At 56.1% G+C, this 15,458-nt stretch carries 15 protein-coding genes and 2 tRNA genes; 12 read left to right on the top strand and 5 right to left on the bottom strand.

What is annotated here, in order from left to right:
- Positions 1-49 precede the first annotated feature (49 nt).
- Together ACP4QI_RS21640 and ACP4QI_RS21635 are read left to right on the top strand one after the other, a co-directional pair.
- A tRNA-Asp gene (locus ACP4QI_RS21640) sits at positions 50-126 on the top strand.
- Between the two features lie 50 nt (positions 127-176).
- Positions 177-252 (top strand) — tRNA-Trp (locus ACP4QI_RS21635).
- A gap of 100 nt (positions 253-352) precedes the next feature.
- On the opposite strand, the gene hdfR is transcribed toward ACP4QI_RS21635, so the two are convergent.
- Positions 353-1,174, bottom strand: a complete 822-nt coding sequence (gene hdfR, locus ACP4QI_RS21630) for an HTH-type transcriptional regulator HdfR (RefSeq protein WP_142487544.1) — start codon at positions 1,172-1,174, stop codon at positions 353-355.
- Positions 1,175-1,292: 118 nt separating this feature from the next.
- Between hdfR and ACP4QI_RS21625 the strand changes: the two genes are divergently transcribed.
- A complete protein-coding gene (locus ACP4QI_RS21625) occupies positions 1,293-1,631 on the top strand; it encodes a DUF413 domain-containing protein (protein WP_142487543.1) in 339 nt (112 codons plus the stop codon).
- A 25-nt stretch (positions 1,632-1,656) separates the two neighbouring features.
- On the opposite strand, the gene ACP4QI_RS21620 is transcribed toward ACP4QI_RS21625, so the two are convergent.
- The gene (locus ACP4QI_RS21620) at positions 1,657-3,177 is read right to left on the bottom strand and encodes a YifB family Mg chelatase-like AAA ATPase (protein ID WP_285129263.1); all 1,521 of its coding nucleotides are present in this window, start codon (positions 3,175-3,177) and stop codon (positions 1,657-1,659) included.
- A 343-nt stretch (positions 3,178-3,520) separates the two neighbouring features.
- On the opposite strand from ACP4QI_RS21620, the gene ilvL reads away from it, so the two are divergent.
- From ilvL to ilvA, 7 genes are all read left to right on the top strand, one after another.
- Positions 3,521-3,619, top strand: a complete 99-nt coding sequence (gene ilvL, locus ACP4QI_RS21615) for an ilv operon leader peptide (RefSeq protein ID WP_023620831.1) — start codon at positions 3,521-3,523, stop codon at positions 3,617-3,619.
- Between the two features lie 86 nt (positions 3,620-3,705).
- The gene (gene ilvX / locus ACP4QI_RS21610) at positions 3,706-3,756 is read left to right on the top strand and encodes a peptide IlvX (RefSeq protein WP_197090613.1); all 51 of its coding nucleotides are present in this window, start codon (positions 3,706-3,708) and stop codon (positions 3,754-3,756) included.
- Between the two features lie 2 nt (positions 3,757-3,758).
- Positions 3,759-5,405 (top strand): acetolactate synthase 2 catalytic subunit, encoded by a 1,647-nt coding sequence (gene ilvG, locus ACP4QI_RS21605; RefSeq protein ID WP_426496007.1) that lies wholly within the window; start codon positions 3,759-3,761, stop codon positions 5,403-5,405.
- On the top strand, positions 5,402-5,671 hold the full coding sequence (gene ilvM, locus ACP4QI_RS21600; RefSeq protein WP_032615208.1) for an acetolactate synthase 2 small subunit: 270 nt from the start codon (positions 5,402-5,404) through the stop codon (positions 5,669-5,671). Before ilvG ends, ilvM begins: the two co-directional genes overlap by 4 nt.
- 17 nt (positions 5,672-5,688) lie before the next feature.
- Positions 5,689-6,618, top strand: coding sequence for a branched-chain-amino-acid transaminase (gene ilvE / locus ACP4QI_RS21595; RefSeq protein WP_142487539.1), 930 nt, complete (start codon positions 5,689-5,691; stop codon positions 6,616-6,618).
- Positions 6,619-6,678: 60 nt separating this feature from the next.
- Positions 6,679-8,529: a dihydroxy-acid dehydratase gene (gene ilvD, locus ACP4QI_RS21590; protein ID WP_142487538.1), complete on the top strand. Its 1,851-nt coding sequence runs from the start codon at positions 6,679-6,681 to the stop codon at positions 8,527-8,529.
- A gap of 2 nt (positions 8,530-8,531) precedes the next feature.
- Positions 8,532-10,076 carry a threonine ammonia-lyase, biosynthetic gene (gene ilvA, locus ACP4QI_RS21585; protein ID WP_142490035.1) on the top strand — a complete coding sequence of 515 codons (1,545 nt, stop codon included), beginning with the start codon at positions 8,532-8,534 and terminating at the stop codon, positions 10,074-10,076.
- A gap of 26 nt (positions 10,077-10,102) precedes the next feature.
- On the opposite strand, the gene ilvY is transcribed toward ilvA, so the two are convergent.
- A complete protein-coding gene (gene ilvY, locus ACP4QI_RS21580) occupies positions 10,103-10,993 on the bottom strand; it encodes an HTH-type transcriptional activator IlvY (RefSeq protein WP_142487537.1) in 891 nt (296 codons plus the stop codon).
- Positions 10,994-11,144: 151 nt separating this feature from the next.
- Between ilvY and ilvC the strand changes: the two genes are divergently transcribed.
- Positions 11,145-12,620, top strand: a complete 1,476-nt coding sequence (gene ilvC, locus ACP4QI_RS21575; protein ID WP_032615195.1) for a ketol-acid reductoisomerase — start codon at positions 11,145-11,147, stop codon at positions 12,618-12,620.
- A 90-nt stretch (positions 12,621-12,710) separates the two neighbouring features.
- Here ilvC and ppiC (ACP4QI_RS21570) read toward each other — a convergent pair whose 3' ends face one another.
- Positions 12,711-12,992, bottom strand: a complete 282-nt coding sequence (gene ppiC, locus ACP4QI_RS21570) for a peptidylprolyl isomerase PpiC (protein ID WP_032615193.1) — start codon at positions 12,990-12,992, stop codon at positions 12,711-12,713.
- A gap of 49 nt (positions 12,993-13,041) precedes the next feature.
- On the bottom strand, positions 13,042-13,323 hold the full coding sequence (ppiC, locus tag ACP4QI_RS21565) for a peptidylprolyl isomerase PpiC (RefSeq protein WP_106995953.1): 282 nt from the start codon (positions 13,321-13,323) through the stop codon (positions 13,042-13,044).
- Between the two features lie 112 nt (positions 13,324-13,435).
- On the opposite strand from ppiC (ACP4QI_RS21565), the gene rep reads away from it, so the two are divergent.
- On the top strand, positions 13,436-15,457 hold the full coding sequence (gene rep, locus ACP4QI_RS21560; protein ID WP_426496006.1) for a DNA helicase Rep: 2,022 nt from the start codon (positions 13,436-13,438) through the stop codon (positions 15,455-15,457).
- The last annotated feature ends 1 nt before the right edge of the window (position 15,458 follow it).

The raw sequence follows: 15,458 nt of genomic DNA, 5'->3' as shown, positions 1-15,458 counted from the left end.
TTACGTAGTGAACCGGGGCATTAAACCGGTGGTTACAGAAGTATTCGGTGGAGCGGTAGTTCAGTCGGTTAGAATACCTGCCTGTCACGCAGGGGGTCGCGGGTTCGAGTCCCGTCCGTTCCGCCACCTATTTAAACTAAGCCTGCTTTATTAGCAGGCTTAGTAGTAAGAAATTTAGGGGCGTAGCTCAGTTGGTAGAGCACCGGTCTCCAAAACCGGGTGTCGCGAGTTCGAGTCTCTCCGCCCCTGCCATATAAGAATCCTTTGCTTCGGCAAAGGATTTTTTTTGCCTGTCAGAAAGCAAATACCTCCCTCTCAGTCGTCTTTGCGTTGCGTCCCTGCAACACTTCCCTTAATCCATCACATTGATTTTAAGCAGATCTTTAATTTGCCCTTGCTTGTCACTGTTCTGCAGCCAGATGGCGTACAGCGGCCTCTGAAGCAGGGCTGAATCCGTCACCGTATACAGGCCGGCTTTCTGACTGGCCCAGCGCTGTGGCAACCAGGTACAACCTTTTAGCGATGCGAGTTGCTGGCAGGCTATCTCGGCAGAACTGGTGGTCAGGACCGGAACATCATCAATGGCAATCAAACCCGTCTCATGCGGCTGGAAATCAGGCCCCCATTCCAGTCGCAGATAGTTCAGGTCGCTTTTCATGGCCGAAGGTTCAGCAGCATAAAGCGCCAGGGTGAACTGCCCGAGGATCTGGCTGCTAAATTCATCCATTTTCGGGGCTTCGGTGGTGATCAGCAGATCCAGCTGTCGTTCATGTAACTGCTTAACCAGAGACTGTCGCTGCGCAATGCGGGCCTCAAACTGCAGTTGTGCGTGAGAGCGGTATAAGCGACTAAGCCAGGGGCTGAGCATACACTCCCATAAAGAGGCGCTGGCACCGATAGAAAATTCATTATGCTTTGAGGTATGAGCAACTTCCTTACGCGCGGCCTGCCAGGTATTCATTAAAGTTTCTGCATAGGGCAGAAGCTTTTCACCGGCAGGCGTTAATCGAATGTTGTTGCGATGGCGGGTAAAAAGGTTCACTCCAAGCTGATTTTCAAGCTGACGAATACGAAAGCTCACCGCCGACTGCGTCAGATAAAGCGCTTCTGCGGCGCGCCCAAAGTGGCGAGTTCTGCTCACTTCGAGGAAAGTTTTTAGCAATTCCGTATCCACGGTTTTCTCCGCAAAATAATTTGTCGTTATGATTTAAATGTTTTGTTGGACGCTCTGTCAAGCGTAACTAATACTCCGCGCCATAAATAGCTCGGCCAAAGATATAGGAGCGTGTAGGATGGCGGAAAGCTTTACGACGACTAATCGTTTTTTCGACAATAAAAATTATCCACGCGGATTTTCTCGCCATGGTGATTTCACCATCAAAGAAGCACAACTGCTTGAGCGCCACGGTTATGCTTTCAATGAACTGGATTTGGGAAAACGCGAACCCTCCACTGAAGACGAAAAGTCGTTTGTTGCCGTCTGCCGTGGCGAACGTGAGCCGGTAACGGAAGCGGAGCGCGTATGGATCAAGTATATGGCACGTATCAAACGTCCAAAGCGTTTCCACACCCTGTCTGGTGGTAAACCACAGATGGAAGGTGCGGAAGACTACACCGAATCAGACGATTAAGAATAAGGGGCTACGGCCCCTTTTTTTATTCCAGCATCTTTTGCAGGTGCATGAGTAAACGGTCGATAGCGCGATAGCTTAAGGCTTCCTGCAGGTGTCTGCGTTCAATCTTTTCACTTTCCCCCAGGTCGGCAATCGTACGGGCCACCTTTAGCAGCCGTTGCCAGGCACGTACCGACAGGCCGAATCGGGTGAGGGTCTCTTCCAGCCACAGGGCATCCTCTGCCATGAGGGGGCAAAATCTGCGGATCTCCGCATTATCCAGATGGGCATTAAGTTTATTCTGCCGCACCAGCTGACGCTCCTGCGCGGCGATCACTCTGTTTCGTACGGTGAGACTGGTTTCTCCTGCTCTGTGCGCCTGGCTTAGCAAACCTGGCGGCGGTAGCGGGATCTCAAGCGATAAATCGAAGCGATCGAGAAACGGGCCCGATAAGCGTCCCAGATAGCGAAGCGTCTGTTCGGGCGAACAGCGGTTATGGTTACCTTGATAATGACCCGTTGGGCTGGGGTTCATGGCGGCGATAAGCTGGAAACGAGCCGGATAACTGATCTTTGCACGGGTACGGGAGATGTTAATCTGACCCGATTCGATAGGCTCACGTAAAGCATCCAGCACACGCCGTTCAAACTCGGGTAACTCATCCAGAAAGAGAATGCCGTTATGCGCCAGTGAGATCTCTCCCGGGGCGGGGATTGCACCCCCGCCTACCATGGCCACGAGCGAAGCGCTGTGGTGCGGTGCGCGAAAGGGACGCCGGCGCCACTGCTTATACATCGATGTGGCGTTGACCAGACTGACGATTGCCGCACTCTCCAGCGCCTCATGGTTGCTGAGTGGTGGTAGCAGACCATTGAGTCGGCTCGCGAGCATGGTTTTGCCTGTGCCGGGTGGGCCAATCAGCAGCAGGTTGTGCGCGCCGGCTGCGGTGATCTCCAGCGCCCTTTTACCCTGCGCCTGGCCGATAATATCGCTGATATCCTGATCGCTGTTTTCTACTGCAAAAGGCTCCTGAACGGGCGCAGCCAGCTCGTGGCGGCCCTCAAGAAAGGCGCACACTTCCTGTAGGTGTTCTGCCACCAGGCAGCCTTTTTGTTCGATAAGGCTGACTTCGGCAGCGTTATCGTTGGCAACGATAATCTCTCTGCCAGCCTGAATGGCCGCCAGGGCACCAGATATTGCGCCAGGAACCCCTCTTAATGCGCCTGTGAGCGCCAGCTCACCCACAAACTCGTATGCGCTTAGTCTGGGGGAGGAGAGTTGCTCAGAGGCGGCGAGAAGCGCAATGGCGATAGGTAAATCATATCGTCCGCCTTCCTTGGGTAGATCGGCTGGCGCCAGGTTAATCGTGATCTTTTTGGCCGGAAAGGTATAACCGCTATTGATGATTGCGCTGCGTACCCGGTCTCTGGCTTCCTTGACAGTAGTTTCTGGCAAGCCAACCAGCGTTAAGCCCGGCAGGCCATTACTGAGGTGAACCTCAACGGAAATCAGCGGCGCTTTAACACCTAGCGCAGCGCGGGTATAAACAACCGACAGTGACATAAAGAGCCTCCTTGAAGCGCCACTATGCCACTATGAGGTGCCGATTTTTATCGGCAAATCGCGTTTTTACGCGGCCGGTTCCTTAATATTTCCCCGAAATTGTAAGCTTTTCATCGCTATGGAAGGCCGCTCGCAAATAGCAATAAGCTTTCCTTCTCGGCTTTGGCTAAGCAACAAAAAAATGAAAATAATTCATTTTCTATTTTTCTCATAAAAAACAATGATTTTTATCTAAACTATTAGCGTAATAAGAAAGTGAATTATAAAAAAATGTTGTCTTCGTCTCGATATCTGTGATAACTCTTTAGGTATTCCTTCGAACAAGATGCAAAAAGAATAGAAAATGACAGCCCTTCTACTAGTGATTAGCCTGGTCGTGATTAGCGTGGTGGTGATTATTATCCCACCGTGCGGGGCTGCACTTGGACGAGGAAAGGCTTAATAATCAAGCCTTAACGAACTAAGACCCCCGCACCGAAAGGTCCGGGGGTTTTTTTATGACCTTAAAACATAAGCGAGGAGCAGACGATGAGTAATAGCATAAAATTCTGTTTCTCTCGATTTACGACGGGGAAGTAACTATGAATGGCGCACAGTGGGTAGTACATGCGTTGCGAGCGCAGGGAGTCGATACCATCTTCGGTTACCCGGGCGGCGCAATTATGCCGATTTACGATGCGTTGTATGACGGCGGCGTGGAACATCTGTTGTGCCGACACGAGCAGGGTGCGGCGATGGCGGCCATTGGCTATGCGCGTGCAACCGGGAAAACAGGCGTCTGCATGGCGACCTCCGGCCCGGGCGCAACTAACCTGATCACCGGCCTGGCTGATGCGCTGCTTGATTCCGTTCCTGTTGTGGCCATCACTGGCCAGGTTGCTTCTCCCTTCATCGGGACCGATGCTTTCCAGGAAGTGGACGTTCTCGGTTTGTCACTGGCTTGTACGAAACACAGCTTCCTCGTGCAATCTCTGGAAGAGCTGCCGCGCGTCATGGCGGAAGCCTTTGAGGTGGCAAACTCAGGCCGTCCTGGCCCGGTTCTGGTTGATATCCCAAAAGATATTCAGGTTGCGTTGGGCGATCTGGAGCCGCACTTCTCCACCGTTGAGAATGACGATGCGTTCCCGTTTGCCGAAGTCAGCGAAGCCAGCCAGATGCTGGCCCACGCGCAAAAACCGATGCTCTATGTCGGCGGCGGCGTGGGGATGGCGCAGGCGGTTCCGGCCCTGCGCGAATTTATCGCGGCCACCCAAATGCCAGCGACCTGCACGTTAAAAGGGCTGGGCGCGGTGGATGCCGACTACCCTTACTATCTTGGCATGCTGGGGATGCATGGCACCAAAGCCGCCAACCTTGCCGTGCAGGAGTGTGACCTGCTGATTGCCGTGGGCGCACGTTTTGACGATCGCGTAACCGGCAAGCTGAACACTTTCGCACCGAATGCCAAAGTCATTCATATGGATATCGACCCGGCAGAGATGAATAAGCTCCGCCAGGCGCACGTGGCCTTGCAGGGCGATCTCAATTCGCTGCTGCCCGCATTACAACAGCCCTTAACGATCGACGCGTGGCGTCAGCATGCAGCAGAGATGCGCCGTGAACATGACTGGCGTTACGATCATCCAGGTGAGGCGATCTATGCCCCGTTACTGTTGAAGCAACTTTCAGATCGTAAGCCTGCGGACAGCGTAGTGACTACCGACGTAGGTCAGCATCAGATGTGGTCAGCCCAGCACATGACCTACACGCGCCCGGAAAACTTCATCACCTCAAGCGGCTTAGGTACCATGGGCTTTGGCTTACCCGCTGCGGTGGGTGCCCAGGTCGCACGCCCGGACGATACGGTTATCTGTATCTCCGGTGACGGCTCCTTCATGATGAACGTCCAGGAGCTGGGCACCATCAAGCGTAAGCAGCTGCCGGTGAAGATCGTGCTGCTGGATAACCAACGTTTAGGCATGGTGCGCCAGTGGCAGCAGCTCTTTTTCCAGGAGCGTTACAGCGAAACCACCCTGACCGATAACCCCGATTTCCTCGTTCTGGCCAGCGCCTTTGGCATCCCTGGCCAGCACATCACCCGTAAAGACCAGGTTGAAGCGGCACTTGATGAAATGCTGTCAAGCAAGGGGCCTTACCTGCTTCATGTCTCAATCGACGAGCTTGAGAATGTCTGGCCGTTGGTGCCGCCCGGCGCCAGTAACTCACAAATGCTGGAGAAATTATCATGATGCAACATCAGGTCGCCGTGCAGGCTCGCTTCAACCCGGAAACATTAGAACGTGTGTTGCGCGTGGTGCGCCATCGTGGTTTCCAGATATGTTCCATGAACATGGAAACCGCCACCGACGCGCAGAACATAAATATCGAATTGACCGTTGCCAGCCAGCGCCCCGTCGAATTACTGTTTAGCCAGTTGAGCAAACTGGTCGACGTCGCACGGGTCGATATCCAGCAGCGTGCCGCTACATCGCAAACACAACAAATTCGCGCCTGAGCGCAATAGGAAGAAAAATGACGACGAAAAAAGCTGATTTCATTTGGTCCAATGGTGAGATGATTCGCTGGGAGGACGCTAAAGTCCACGTGATGTCCCACGCGCTTCACTACGGTACGTCTGTTTTTGAAGGCATCCGTTGCTACGACTCTCACAAAGGACCAGTGGTGTTCCGCCATCGCGAACACATGCAGCGTCTGCGTGATTCAGCCAAAATTTATCGTTTCCCGGTTTCCCAGAGCGTTGACGAGCTGATGGAAGCTTGCCGCGCCGTTCTGCGCAAAAACAACCTGACCAGCGCCTATATCCGTCCTCTGGTATTTGTGGGCGATGTGGGGATGGGCGTTAACCCGCCAGCCGGTTACACCACCGATGTGATCATCGCCGCGTTCCCGTGGGGAGCCTACCTCGGCGCAGAAGCGCTGGAGCAGGGGATCGACGCGATGGTTTCCTCCTGGAACCGTGTGGCACCAAACACTATCCCGACCGCAGCCAAAGCGGGCGGTAACTACCTCTCCTCCCTGCTGGTTGGCAGCGAAGCACGTCGCCACGGCTATCAGGAAGGTATCGCTCTGGATGTGAACGGCTACATCTCCGAAGGCGCAGGTGAGAACCTGTTTGAAGTGAAAGATGGCATTCTGTTCACCCCGCCATTCACCTCTTCAGCTCTGCCGGGCATCACCCGTGACGCCATCATCAAGCTGGCGCAGGATCTGGGTATCGAAGTGCGCGAGCAGGTACTGTCCCGCGAATCTCTGTATCTGGCCGATGAAGTATTTATGTCCGGTACCGCAGCAGAAATTACGCCGGTACGCAGCGTTGACGGCATCCAGGTGGGCGAAGGCCGCCGTGGTCCGGTTACCAAACGTATCCAGGAAGCATTCTTTGGCCTCTTTACCGGTGAAACCGAAGATAAATGGGGTTGGTTGGATCAGGTTAATCAATAAGCATAATTATGGGACGGCACGCACCGTCCCATTTACCAGATAGACGGGAGTAAATAACGCATGCCTAAGTACCGTTCCGCCACCACCACTCACGGCCGCAACATGGCGGGTGCCCGCGCGCTGTGGCGCGCCACCGGAATGACCGACGCCGACTTCGGGAAACCGATTATCGCCGTGGTCAACTCGTTCACCCAGTTCGTTCCGGGTCACGTTCATCTTCGCGATCTCGGGAAGCTGGTTGCCGAGCAGATTGAAGCCTCCGGCGGCGTGGCGAAAGAGTTCAACACCATCGCCGTGGATGACGGGATCGCGATGGGGCACGGGGGCATGCTTTATTCACTGCCGTCGCGCGAATTGATTGCCGACTCGGTGGAGTACATGGTTAACGCCCACTGTGCCGATGCGATGGTCTGCATCTCCAACTGCGACAAAATCACCCCGGGGATGCTGATGGCCTCCCTGCGCCTGAACATTCCGGTGATCTTCGTCTCCGGCGGTCCAATGGAAGCGGGTAAAACCAAGCTTTCCGATAAAATCATCAAGCTCGACCTGGTCGACGCGATGATTCAGGGCGCCGACCCGAAAGTCTCCGACGAGCAGAGCGAGCAGGTTGAACGTTCCGCCTGTCCGACCTGCGGCTCCTGTTCCGGTATGTTCACCGCCAACTCGATGAACTGTCTGACCGAAGCGCTGGGCCTGTCCCAGCCGGGTAACGGTTCGCTGCTGGCGACCCACGCCGACCGTAAAGAGCTGTTCCTTAACGCCGGTAAGCGCATCGTTGAACTGACCAAACGCTACTACGAGCAGGACGATGCCAGCGCGCTGCCGCGCAATATCGCCAGCAAAGCGGCGTTTGAAAACGCTATGACGCTGGATATCGCCATGGGCGGTTCCACCAACACCGTTCTGCACCTGCTGGCCGCCGCCCAGGAAGCAGAGATTGATTTCACCATGACGGACATCGACCAGCTGTCCCGTAAAGTGCCGCAGCTGTGTAAGGTTGCGCCGAGCACGCAGAAATACCACATGGAAGACGTTCACCGTGCCGGTGGCGTACTGGGTATTCTTGGCGAGCTGGATCGCGCCGGGCTGATGAACCGTGACGTGAAAAACGTGCTGGGTCTGACGCTGCCGCAAACGCTGGATCAATACGATGTAATGCTGACCAAAGACGAATCAGTGAAAAAAATGTTCCGCGCCGGTCCGGCAGGGATCCGCACCACGCAGGCCTTCTCGCAGGATTGTCGCTGGGACACCCTGGATGACGATCGCGCGGAAGGCTGTATCCGTTCCCTGGAAAACGCCTACAGCAAAGATGGTGGTCTGGCGGTTCTGTACGGCAACTTCGCGGAAAACGGCTGTATCGTTAAAACCGCGGGCGTGGACGACAGCATCCTGAAATTCACCGGTCCGGCAAAAGTGTACGAAAGTCAGGACGATGCGGTAGAAGCAATCCTCGGCGGTAAAGTGGTGGCTGGCGACGTGGTGGTAATCCGCTACGAAGGGCCGAAAGGCGGGCCGGGGATGCAGGAGATGCTCTACCCGACCACCTTCCTGAAATCCATGGGCCTCGGTAAAGCCTGTGCGCTGATCACCGACGGTCGTTTCTCCGGCGGCACATCAGGCCTCTCTATCGGCCACGTTTCACCGGAAGCGGCCAGCGGCGGCAACATCGCGATTATCGAAGATGGCGATCTGATCGAAATCGACATTCCGAATCGCGGCATTCAGCTGCAGCTGAGCCCTCAGGAGATCGCTGCCCGCCGTGAAGCACAGGACGCGCGTGGGGATAAAGCCTGGACGCCGAAAGATCGTCAGCGCGAAGTCTCCTTTGCCCTGCGCGCCTACGCCACCCTTGCCACCAGTGCGGATAAAGGCGCGGTGCGCGATAAATCCAAGCTTGGGGGCTAATGATGGCCGAATCCCAACCCTTATCGTCTGCCCCTGAGGGGGCAGAATATCTCCGGGCGGTGCTGCGTGCGCCGGTCTATGAAGCGGTGCAGGTGACGCCGCTGCAAAAAATGGACAAGCTGTCCTCGCGGCTGGATAACGTTATTCTGGTGAAGCGCGAAGACCGCCAGCCAGTGCACAGCTTCAAGCTGCGCGGCGCCTACGCGATGATGGCTGGGCTGACCGACGAGCAAAAAGCGCGGGGCGTGATCACGGCGTCTGCGGGCAACCATGCCCAGGGCGTGGCGTTCTCTGCCGCGCGACTGGGGCTGAAAGCCCTGATTGTCATGCCTGTGGCAACCGCAGATATTAAAGTCGATGCGGTGCGGGGTTTTGGCGGCGAAGTGCTGCTCCACGGTGCCAATTTTGACGAAGCGAAAGCCAAAGCCATCGATCTGGCGCAGCAGCAGGGCTTCACCTGGGTGCCGCCGTTCGATCACCCGATGGTGATTGCCGGCCAGGGCACCCTGGCGCTGGAGTTGTTGCAGCAGGATGCCCATCTCGACCGCGTGTTTGTCCCGGTTGGCGGCGGCGGGTTAGCTGCGGGCGTGGCGGTGCTGATCAAACAGCTGATGCCGCAGATCAAAGTCATCGCCGTTGAAGCCGAGGATTCTGCCTGCCTGAAGGCGGCGCTGGATGCTGGTCATCCGGTGGACTTACCGCGCGTCGGGCTGTTTGCCGAAGGCGTAGCGGTGAAACGCATCGGGGATGAAACCTTCCGCGTCTGCCAGGAGTATCTCGACGACATCATCACCGTCGACAGCGATGCGATCTGCGCGGCGATGAAGGATCTGTTCGAGGATGTGCGCGCGGTGGCAGAACCGTCCGGCGCGCTGGCGCTGGCGGGCATGAAAAAATACATCGCCCAGCACAACATTCGCGGCGAACGTCTGGCTCACGTGCTTTCTGGTGCGAACGTCAACTTCCACGGTCTGCGTTACGTTTCCGAGCGTTGCGAGCTGGGTGAGCAGCGTGAAGCGTTGTTAGCGGTGACGATTCCGGAAGAGAAGGGCAGCTTCCTTAAGTTCTGTCAGCTGCTTGGCGGTCGCTCGGTGACGGAGTTTAACTACCGTTTCGCCGATGCTAAAGATGCCTGCATTTTTGTCGGCGTACGTCTGAGTCGCGGGCTGGAAGAGCGTAAAGAGATCCTCAACCTGTTGCACCTGGGTGGCTACAGCGTGGTGGATCTCTCCGACGACGAGATGGCGAAGCTGCACGTGCGCTACATGGTGGGCGGACGTCCATCGAAGCCGTTACAGGAACGCCTGTTCAGCTTCGAGTTTCCGGAATCACCGGGTGCGCTGCTGAAGTTCCTGCATACTCTCGGCACGCACTGGAACATCTCCCTGTTCCACTATCGCAGCCACGGCACCGACTATGGCCGCGTGCTGGCGGCATTCGAACTGGGCGAGCACGAGCCGGATTTCGAAACGCGGCTCAACGAGCTGGGTTATGACTGTCATGACGAGACCCACAACCCGGCATTCAGGTTCTTCCTGGCGGGTTAAGTGAATCGTAGGCCGGGTTAGCGCAGCTAATGATTCGGCAATAAATTCCAGAACGCATCAATAAGCGGCTCATGCAGCCGCTTTTTTTGTGCACAGACGCCAAGCTCAAACGGCGTTTTCTCGTCGCTGCGCTCCAGAATCATTACACGATTGCGCACCGGTTCCGGGCTGTTCTCCAGCACCACTTCCGGCAGCAGCGCCACGCCGCAGCCGAGCGCCACCATCGAGACCATCGCCTCGTGGCCGCCAACCGTTGCGTAAATTGACGGATTGCTGATCTTCTGGCGACGGAACCACAGCTCGATGCGGCGGCGCACCGGCCCCTGATCGGCCATGATAAAGGGCACCGTTGACCAGTCTGGTTTTTCCACCGACACCTGGTTACGCACCGGGCAGGGCAGCGCCGGGGCGATCAGTACCACCGCCAGATTTTCCAGCATCGAAAACGCCACCGCCCCCGGCAGGGTTTCCGGTTTCCCGGCAATCGCGAGATCCGCTTCGCCCGTTACCACCTTTTCCATCGCATCGGCGGCATCGCCGGTGGTGAGTTTGATCTCAACCGACGGATGCTCAGCGCGGAAGCGATCGAGGATGGGTGGCAGGTGGCTATAGGCGGCGGTCACCGAACAGAAGATATGGAGTTCACCGGAAAGCGAGGGGCCCTGCTGGTCGATGGTGTGGCGCAGCTGCTGGTACTGCAGCAAGGTTTGCTGCGCAAACGTACGCAACTCTTCTCCGGCTTCGGTGAGCGTCACCGTGCGGTTATCACGTACAAACAGGGGCTGGCCGAGGTCCTCCTCCAGGCGCTGGATCTGACGCGAAAGCGTGGAGGGGCTGACGTGCATCGCCCGCGCGCTGCGGCCAAAATGACGGCTTTCCGCCAGATGCAGGAACATTTTCAGATCGCGTAAATCCACCGATTCCACTCCAGGGTTTTATATTGCAGAAATTGCAACGTGACGTTGTGAATATATCAATTTCCGCAATAAATTTCCTGTTGTAATGTGGGTACATTCTCGCTGAAACGCGAACCGAACAATAAGACACACAACATCACGAGGTATCACCATGGCTAACTACTTCAACACACTGAATCTGCGCCAGCAGCTGGCTCAGCTGGGCAAATGCCGCTTTATGGCGCGCGATGAATTTGCCGATGGCGCAAGCTATCTTCAGGGTAAAAAAGTGGTCATCGTCGGCTGCGGCGCTCAGGGTCTGAACCAGGGCCTGAACATGCGTGATTCCGGTCTGGATATCTCCTACGCCCTGCGTAAAGAAGCCATCGCTGAGAAGCGTGCATCCTGGCGTAAAGCGACCGAAAACGGCTTCAAAGTGGGTACCTACGAAGAGCTGATCCCGCAGGCGGATCTGGTAGTTAACCTGACGCCGGACAAACAGCACTCTGACGTTGTGCGTTCCGTGCAGCCGCTGATGAAAGACGGTGCGGCGCTGGGTTACTCCCACGGCTTCAACATTGTTGAAGTGGGCGAGCAGATCCGTAAAGACATCACCGTTGTGATGGTGGCACCGAAGTGCCCGGGTACCGAAGTACGTGAAGAGTACAAACGTGGTTTCGGCGTGCCGACGCTGATCGCGGTTCACCCGGAAAACGATCCGAAAGGCGAAGGCATGGCGATTGCCAAAGCATGGGCGGCGGCCACCGGCGGCCACCGTGCAGGCGTTCTGGAATCCTCTTTCGTTGCGGAAGTGAAATCTGACCTGATGGGTGAGCAGACTATCCTGTGCGGTATGCTGCAGGCCGGTTCTCTCCTGTGCTTTGACAAGCTGGTGGAAGAGGGCACCGACCCGGCATACGCAGAAAAACTGATTCAGTTTGGCTGGGAAACCATCACCGAAGCGCTGAAGCAGGGCGGTATCACCCTGATGATGGACCGTCTGTCTAACCCGGCGAAACTGCGTGCATTCGCGCTGTCCGAGCAGCTGAAAACCATCATGGCGCCGCTGTTCCAGAAACACATGGACGACATCATCTCCGGTGAGTTCTCTTCCGGCATGATGGCTGACTGGGCAAACGACGACAAAAATCTGCTGACCTGGCGTGAAGAGACCGGTAAAACCGCGTTCGAAACCGCCGCGCAGTTCGATGGCAAAATCAGCGAGCAGGAGTACTTCGACAAAGGCGTTCTGATGATTGCAATGGTGAAAGCGGGCGTTGAGCTGGCCTTCGAAACCATGGTGGATTCCGGCATCATCGAAGAGTCTGCGTACTACGAATCACTGCACGAGCTGCCGCTGATCGCGAACACCATCGCCCGTAAGCGTCTGTATGAGATGAACGTGGTGATCTCTGATACCGCAGAGTACGGTAACTACCTGTTCTCTTACGCATGCGTACCGCTGCTGAAAGAGTTCATGACCACTCTGCAGACCGGCGACCTGGGTAAAGCCATTACCGAAGGCGCGGTAGATAATGCCCAGCTGCGTGACGTGAACGAAGCGATTCGCAGCCACGAGATTGAGAAAGTGGGTCAGAAGCTGCGTGGCTACATGACCGATATGAAACGTATCGCCGTAGCGGGTTAAGTAAATTGTCGGGTGGCGGCTACGCCTTACCCGACCTGGAAAAGCGCAAAATCGTAGGCCCGGTAAGCGTTAGCGCCACCGGGCTTTTTATTAGTTGCGGTACAGCACCTTAATGATGTGGTAACCGAACTGGGTGTGCAGCGGGCCGGTTGGTTCCAGCACCGGGCAGGAGAACACCACTTTATCGAACGCCGGAACCATCTGGCCCTGACGGAATTCACCTAAGTGGCCGCCTTTTTTACCGGATGGGCAGGTGGAGTGCTTTTTCGCCAGCTTTTCGAAGTCGCCGCCGTTCTTGATCTGCTCCAGAAGCTCCAGAGCCAGTTTCTCTTCTTTTACCAGGATGTGCATTGCTGCCGCTGTTTTCGCCATGATCGTGCCTTGAAGGGTTGAGTAAAATCGGGGCGCAATATACCACGCGTTAGCTGCGGTACAGCACCTTAATGATATGGTAGCCAAATTTGGTTTTCACCGGGCCGTAAGGCTTCAGCAACGGGCAACTGAAGACCGCCTGATCGAAGGGTCCCACCATCGCACCCTGCTTAAATTCACCTAAATCGCCGCCGTTACGCCCGGAAGGGCATTTCGAGTAGCGCTTTGCCAGATGATCGAAGCTAATGCCGCGCTCCAGTTTGGCGAGGATCTCCTGCGCCAGCTTCTCTTCCTTTACCAGAATGTGCAGGGCCGCTGCGGTCTTTTTCATGGTTCTGTTCCCGGGGTTCATCGCGTTTTCTTCACTTTATCATTAGCCGGTAAATCTGCGCCCGGCTTTCTGCTACAATCCCCACCCCGTTCGAAGATTGAGCAATATTCCCATGCGTTTAAACCCTGGACAACAACAAGCGGTCGAATTCGTAACTGGACCATGCCTGGTGCTGGCAGGGGCCGGTTCCGGTAAAACCCGCGTGATCACCAACAAAATCGCCCATCTGATCCGCGGCTGCGGCTATCAGGCACGCCATATCGCGGCGGTGACCTTTACTAACAAAGCGGCGCGCGAGATGAAAGAGCGTGTCGGGCAGACGTTAGGGCGTAAAGAGGCCCGCGGCCTGATGATCTCCACCTTCCATACCCTGGGGCTGGATATCATTAAGCGCGAATACGCGGCACTGGGTATGAAGTCAAACTTCTCCCTGTTCGACGACACCGATCAGGTGGCGCTGCTGAAAGAGTTGACCGAAGGGCTGATTGAAGACGATAAAATGGTGCTGCAGCAGTTGATCTCTACGATCTCTAACTGGAAAAACGATCTGATGGGCCCTGCCCAGGCCGCTGCAAACGCCAAAGGGGAGCGGGATCGGATCTTCGCCCACTGCTACAGCCTGTACAACGATCATCTCAAAGCCTGTAACGTGCTCGATTTCGATGACCTGATCCTGCTGCCGACGCTGCTGCTACAGCGTAATGAAGAGGTGCGCGAGCGCTGGCAGAACAAGATCCGCTATCTGCTGGTGGATGAATACCAGGACACCAACACCAGCCAGTACGAGCTGGTAAAACTGCTGGTAGGGCAGCGGGCGCGTTTTACCGTCGTGGGTGATGACGACCAGTCGATCTACTCCTGGCGCGGCGCTCGTCCGCAAAACCTGGTCCTGCTGAGCAAAGACTTCCCGGCGCTGCAGGTGATCAAGCTGGAGCAGAACTACCGCTCCTCCGGGCGTATACTGAAGGCGGCCAACATCCTGATCGCCAATAACCCGCACGTGTTTGAAAAGCGCCTCTTCTCCGAGCTGGGCTATGGCACCGAGCTCAAGGTGTTGAGCGCCAATAACGAAGATCACGAAGCCGAACGCGTGGCGGGGGAGCTGATTGCCCATCACTTCGTGAATAAGACCGACTACAAAGATTACGCCATTCTCTATCGCGGGAATCACCAGTCGCGCGTCTTTGAAAAGATGCTGATGCAGAATCGTATCCCGTACAAAATTTCCGGCGGCACCTCGTTCTTCTCGCGCCCGGAAATCAAGGATCTGCTCGCCTACCTGCGCGTGCTGACCAACCCGGATGATGACAGTGCTTTCCTGCGGATCGTGAATACGCCGAAGCGGGAGATTGGGCCGGCGACGCTGCAAAAACTGGGTGAGTGGGCAATGACCCGCAATAAGAGCCTGCTGACAGCCAGCTTCGATATGGGCCTGAGCCAGAGCTTAACCGGGCGTGGCTATGAATCGCTGACCCGCTTTACCCACTGGCTGCGCGAGATCCAGCTGCTGAGCGAGCGGGAGCCGATCGCGGCGGTGCGCGATCTGATCCGCGGCATCGACTATGAATCCTGGTTGTATGAAACCTCCGCCAGCCCGAAAGCGGCAGAGATGCGGATGAAGAACGTTAACCAGCTCTTTAGCTGGATGACCGAGATGCTGGAAGGTTCCGATATCGACGAGCCGATGACCCTGACCCAGGTCGTCACACGCTTTACCCTGCGCGACATGATGGAGCGCGGAGAAAGCGAAGAAGAGGCGGATCAGGTGCAGCTCATGACCCTGCACGCCTCGAAAGGGCTGGAGTTCCCCTATGTCTATCTGGTGGGCATGGAAGAGGGAATCCTGCCGCATCAGAGCAGCATCGATGAAGATAACGTTGATGAAGAGCGCCGCCTGGCCTATGTGGGCATCACGCGGGCACAGAAAGAACTGACCTTCACGCTCTGTAAAGAGCGCCGTCAGTACGGGGAGCTGGTGCGTCCGGAGCCGAGCCGCTTCCTGCTGGAATTACCGCAGGATGATGTGCTCTGGGAGCAGGAGCGTAAAGTGATTACCGCCGAAGAACGGATGCATAAAGGGCAGGCCAGTATCGCCAATATTCGCGCGATGATGGAGAAGGCAAAAAACCGCTAGT

The sequence above is a fragment of the Leclercia sp. TB492 genome (genome assembly GCF_049974505.2).
Taxonomy (GTDB): domain Bacteria; phylum Pseudomonadota; class Gammaproteobacteria; order Enterobacterales; family Enterobacteriaceae; genus Enterobacter; species Enterobacter adecarboxylatus_C.
Note: the sequence above shows the minus strand (reverse complement) of the source record. Positions and strands in the feature narration are given on the sequence as shown.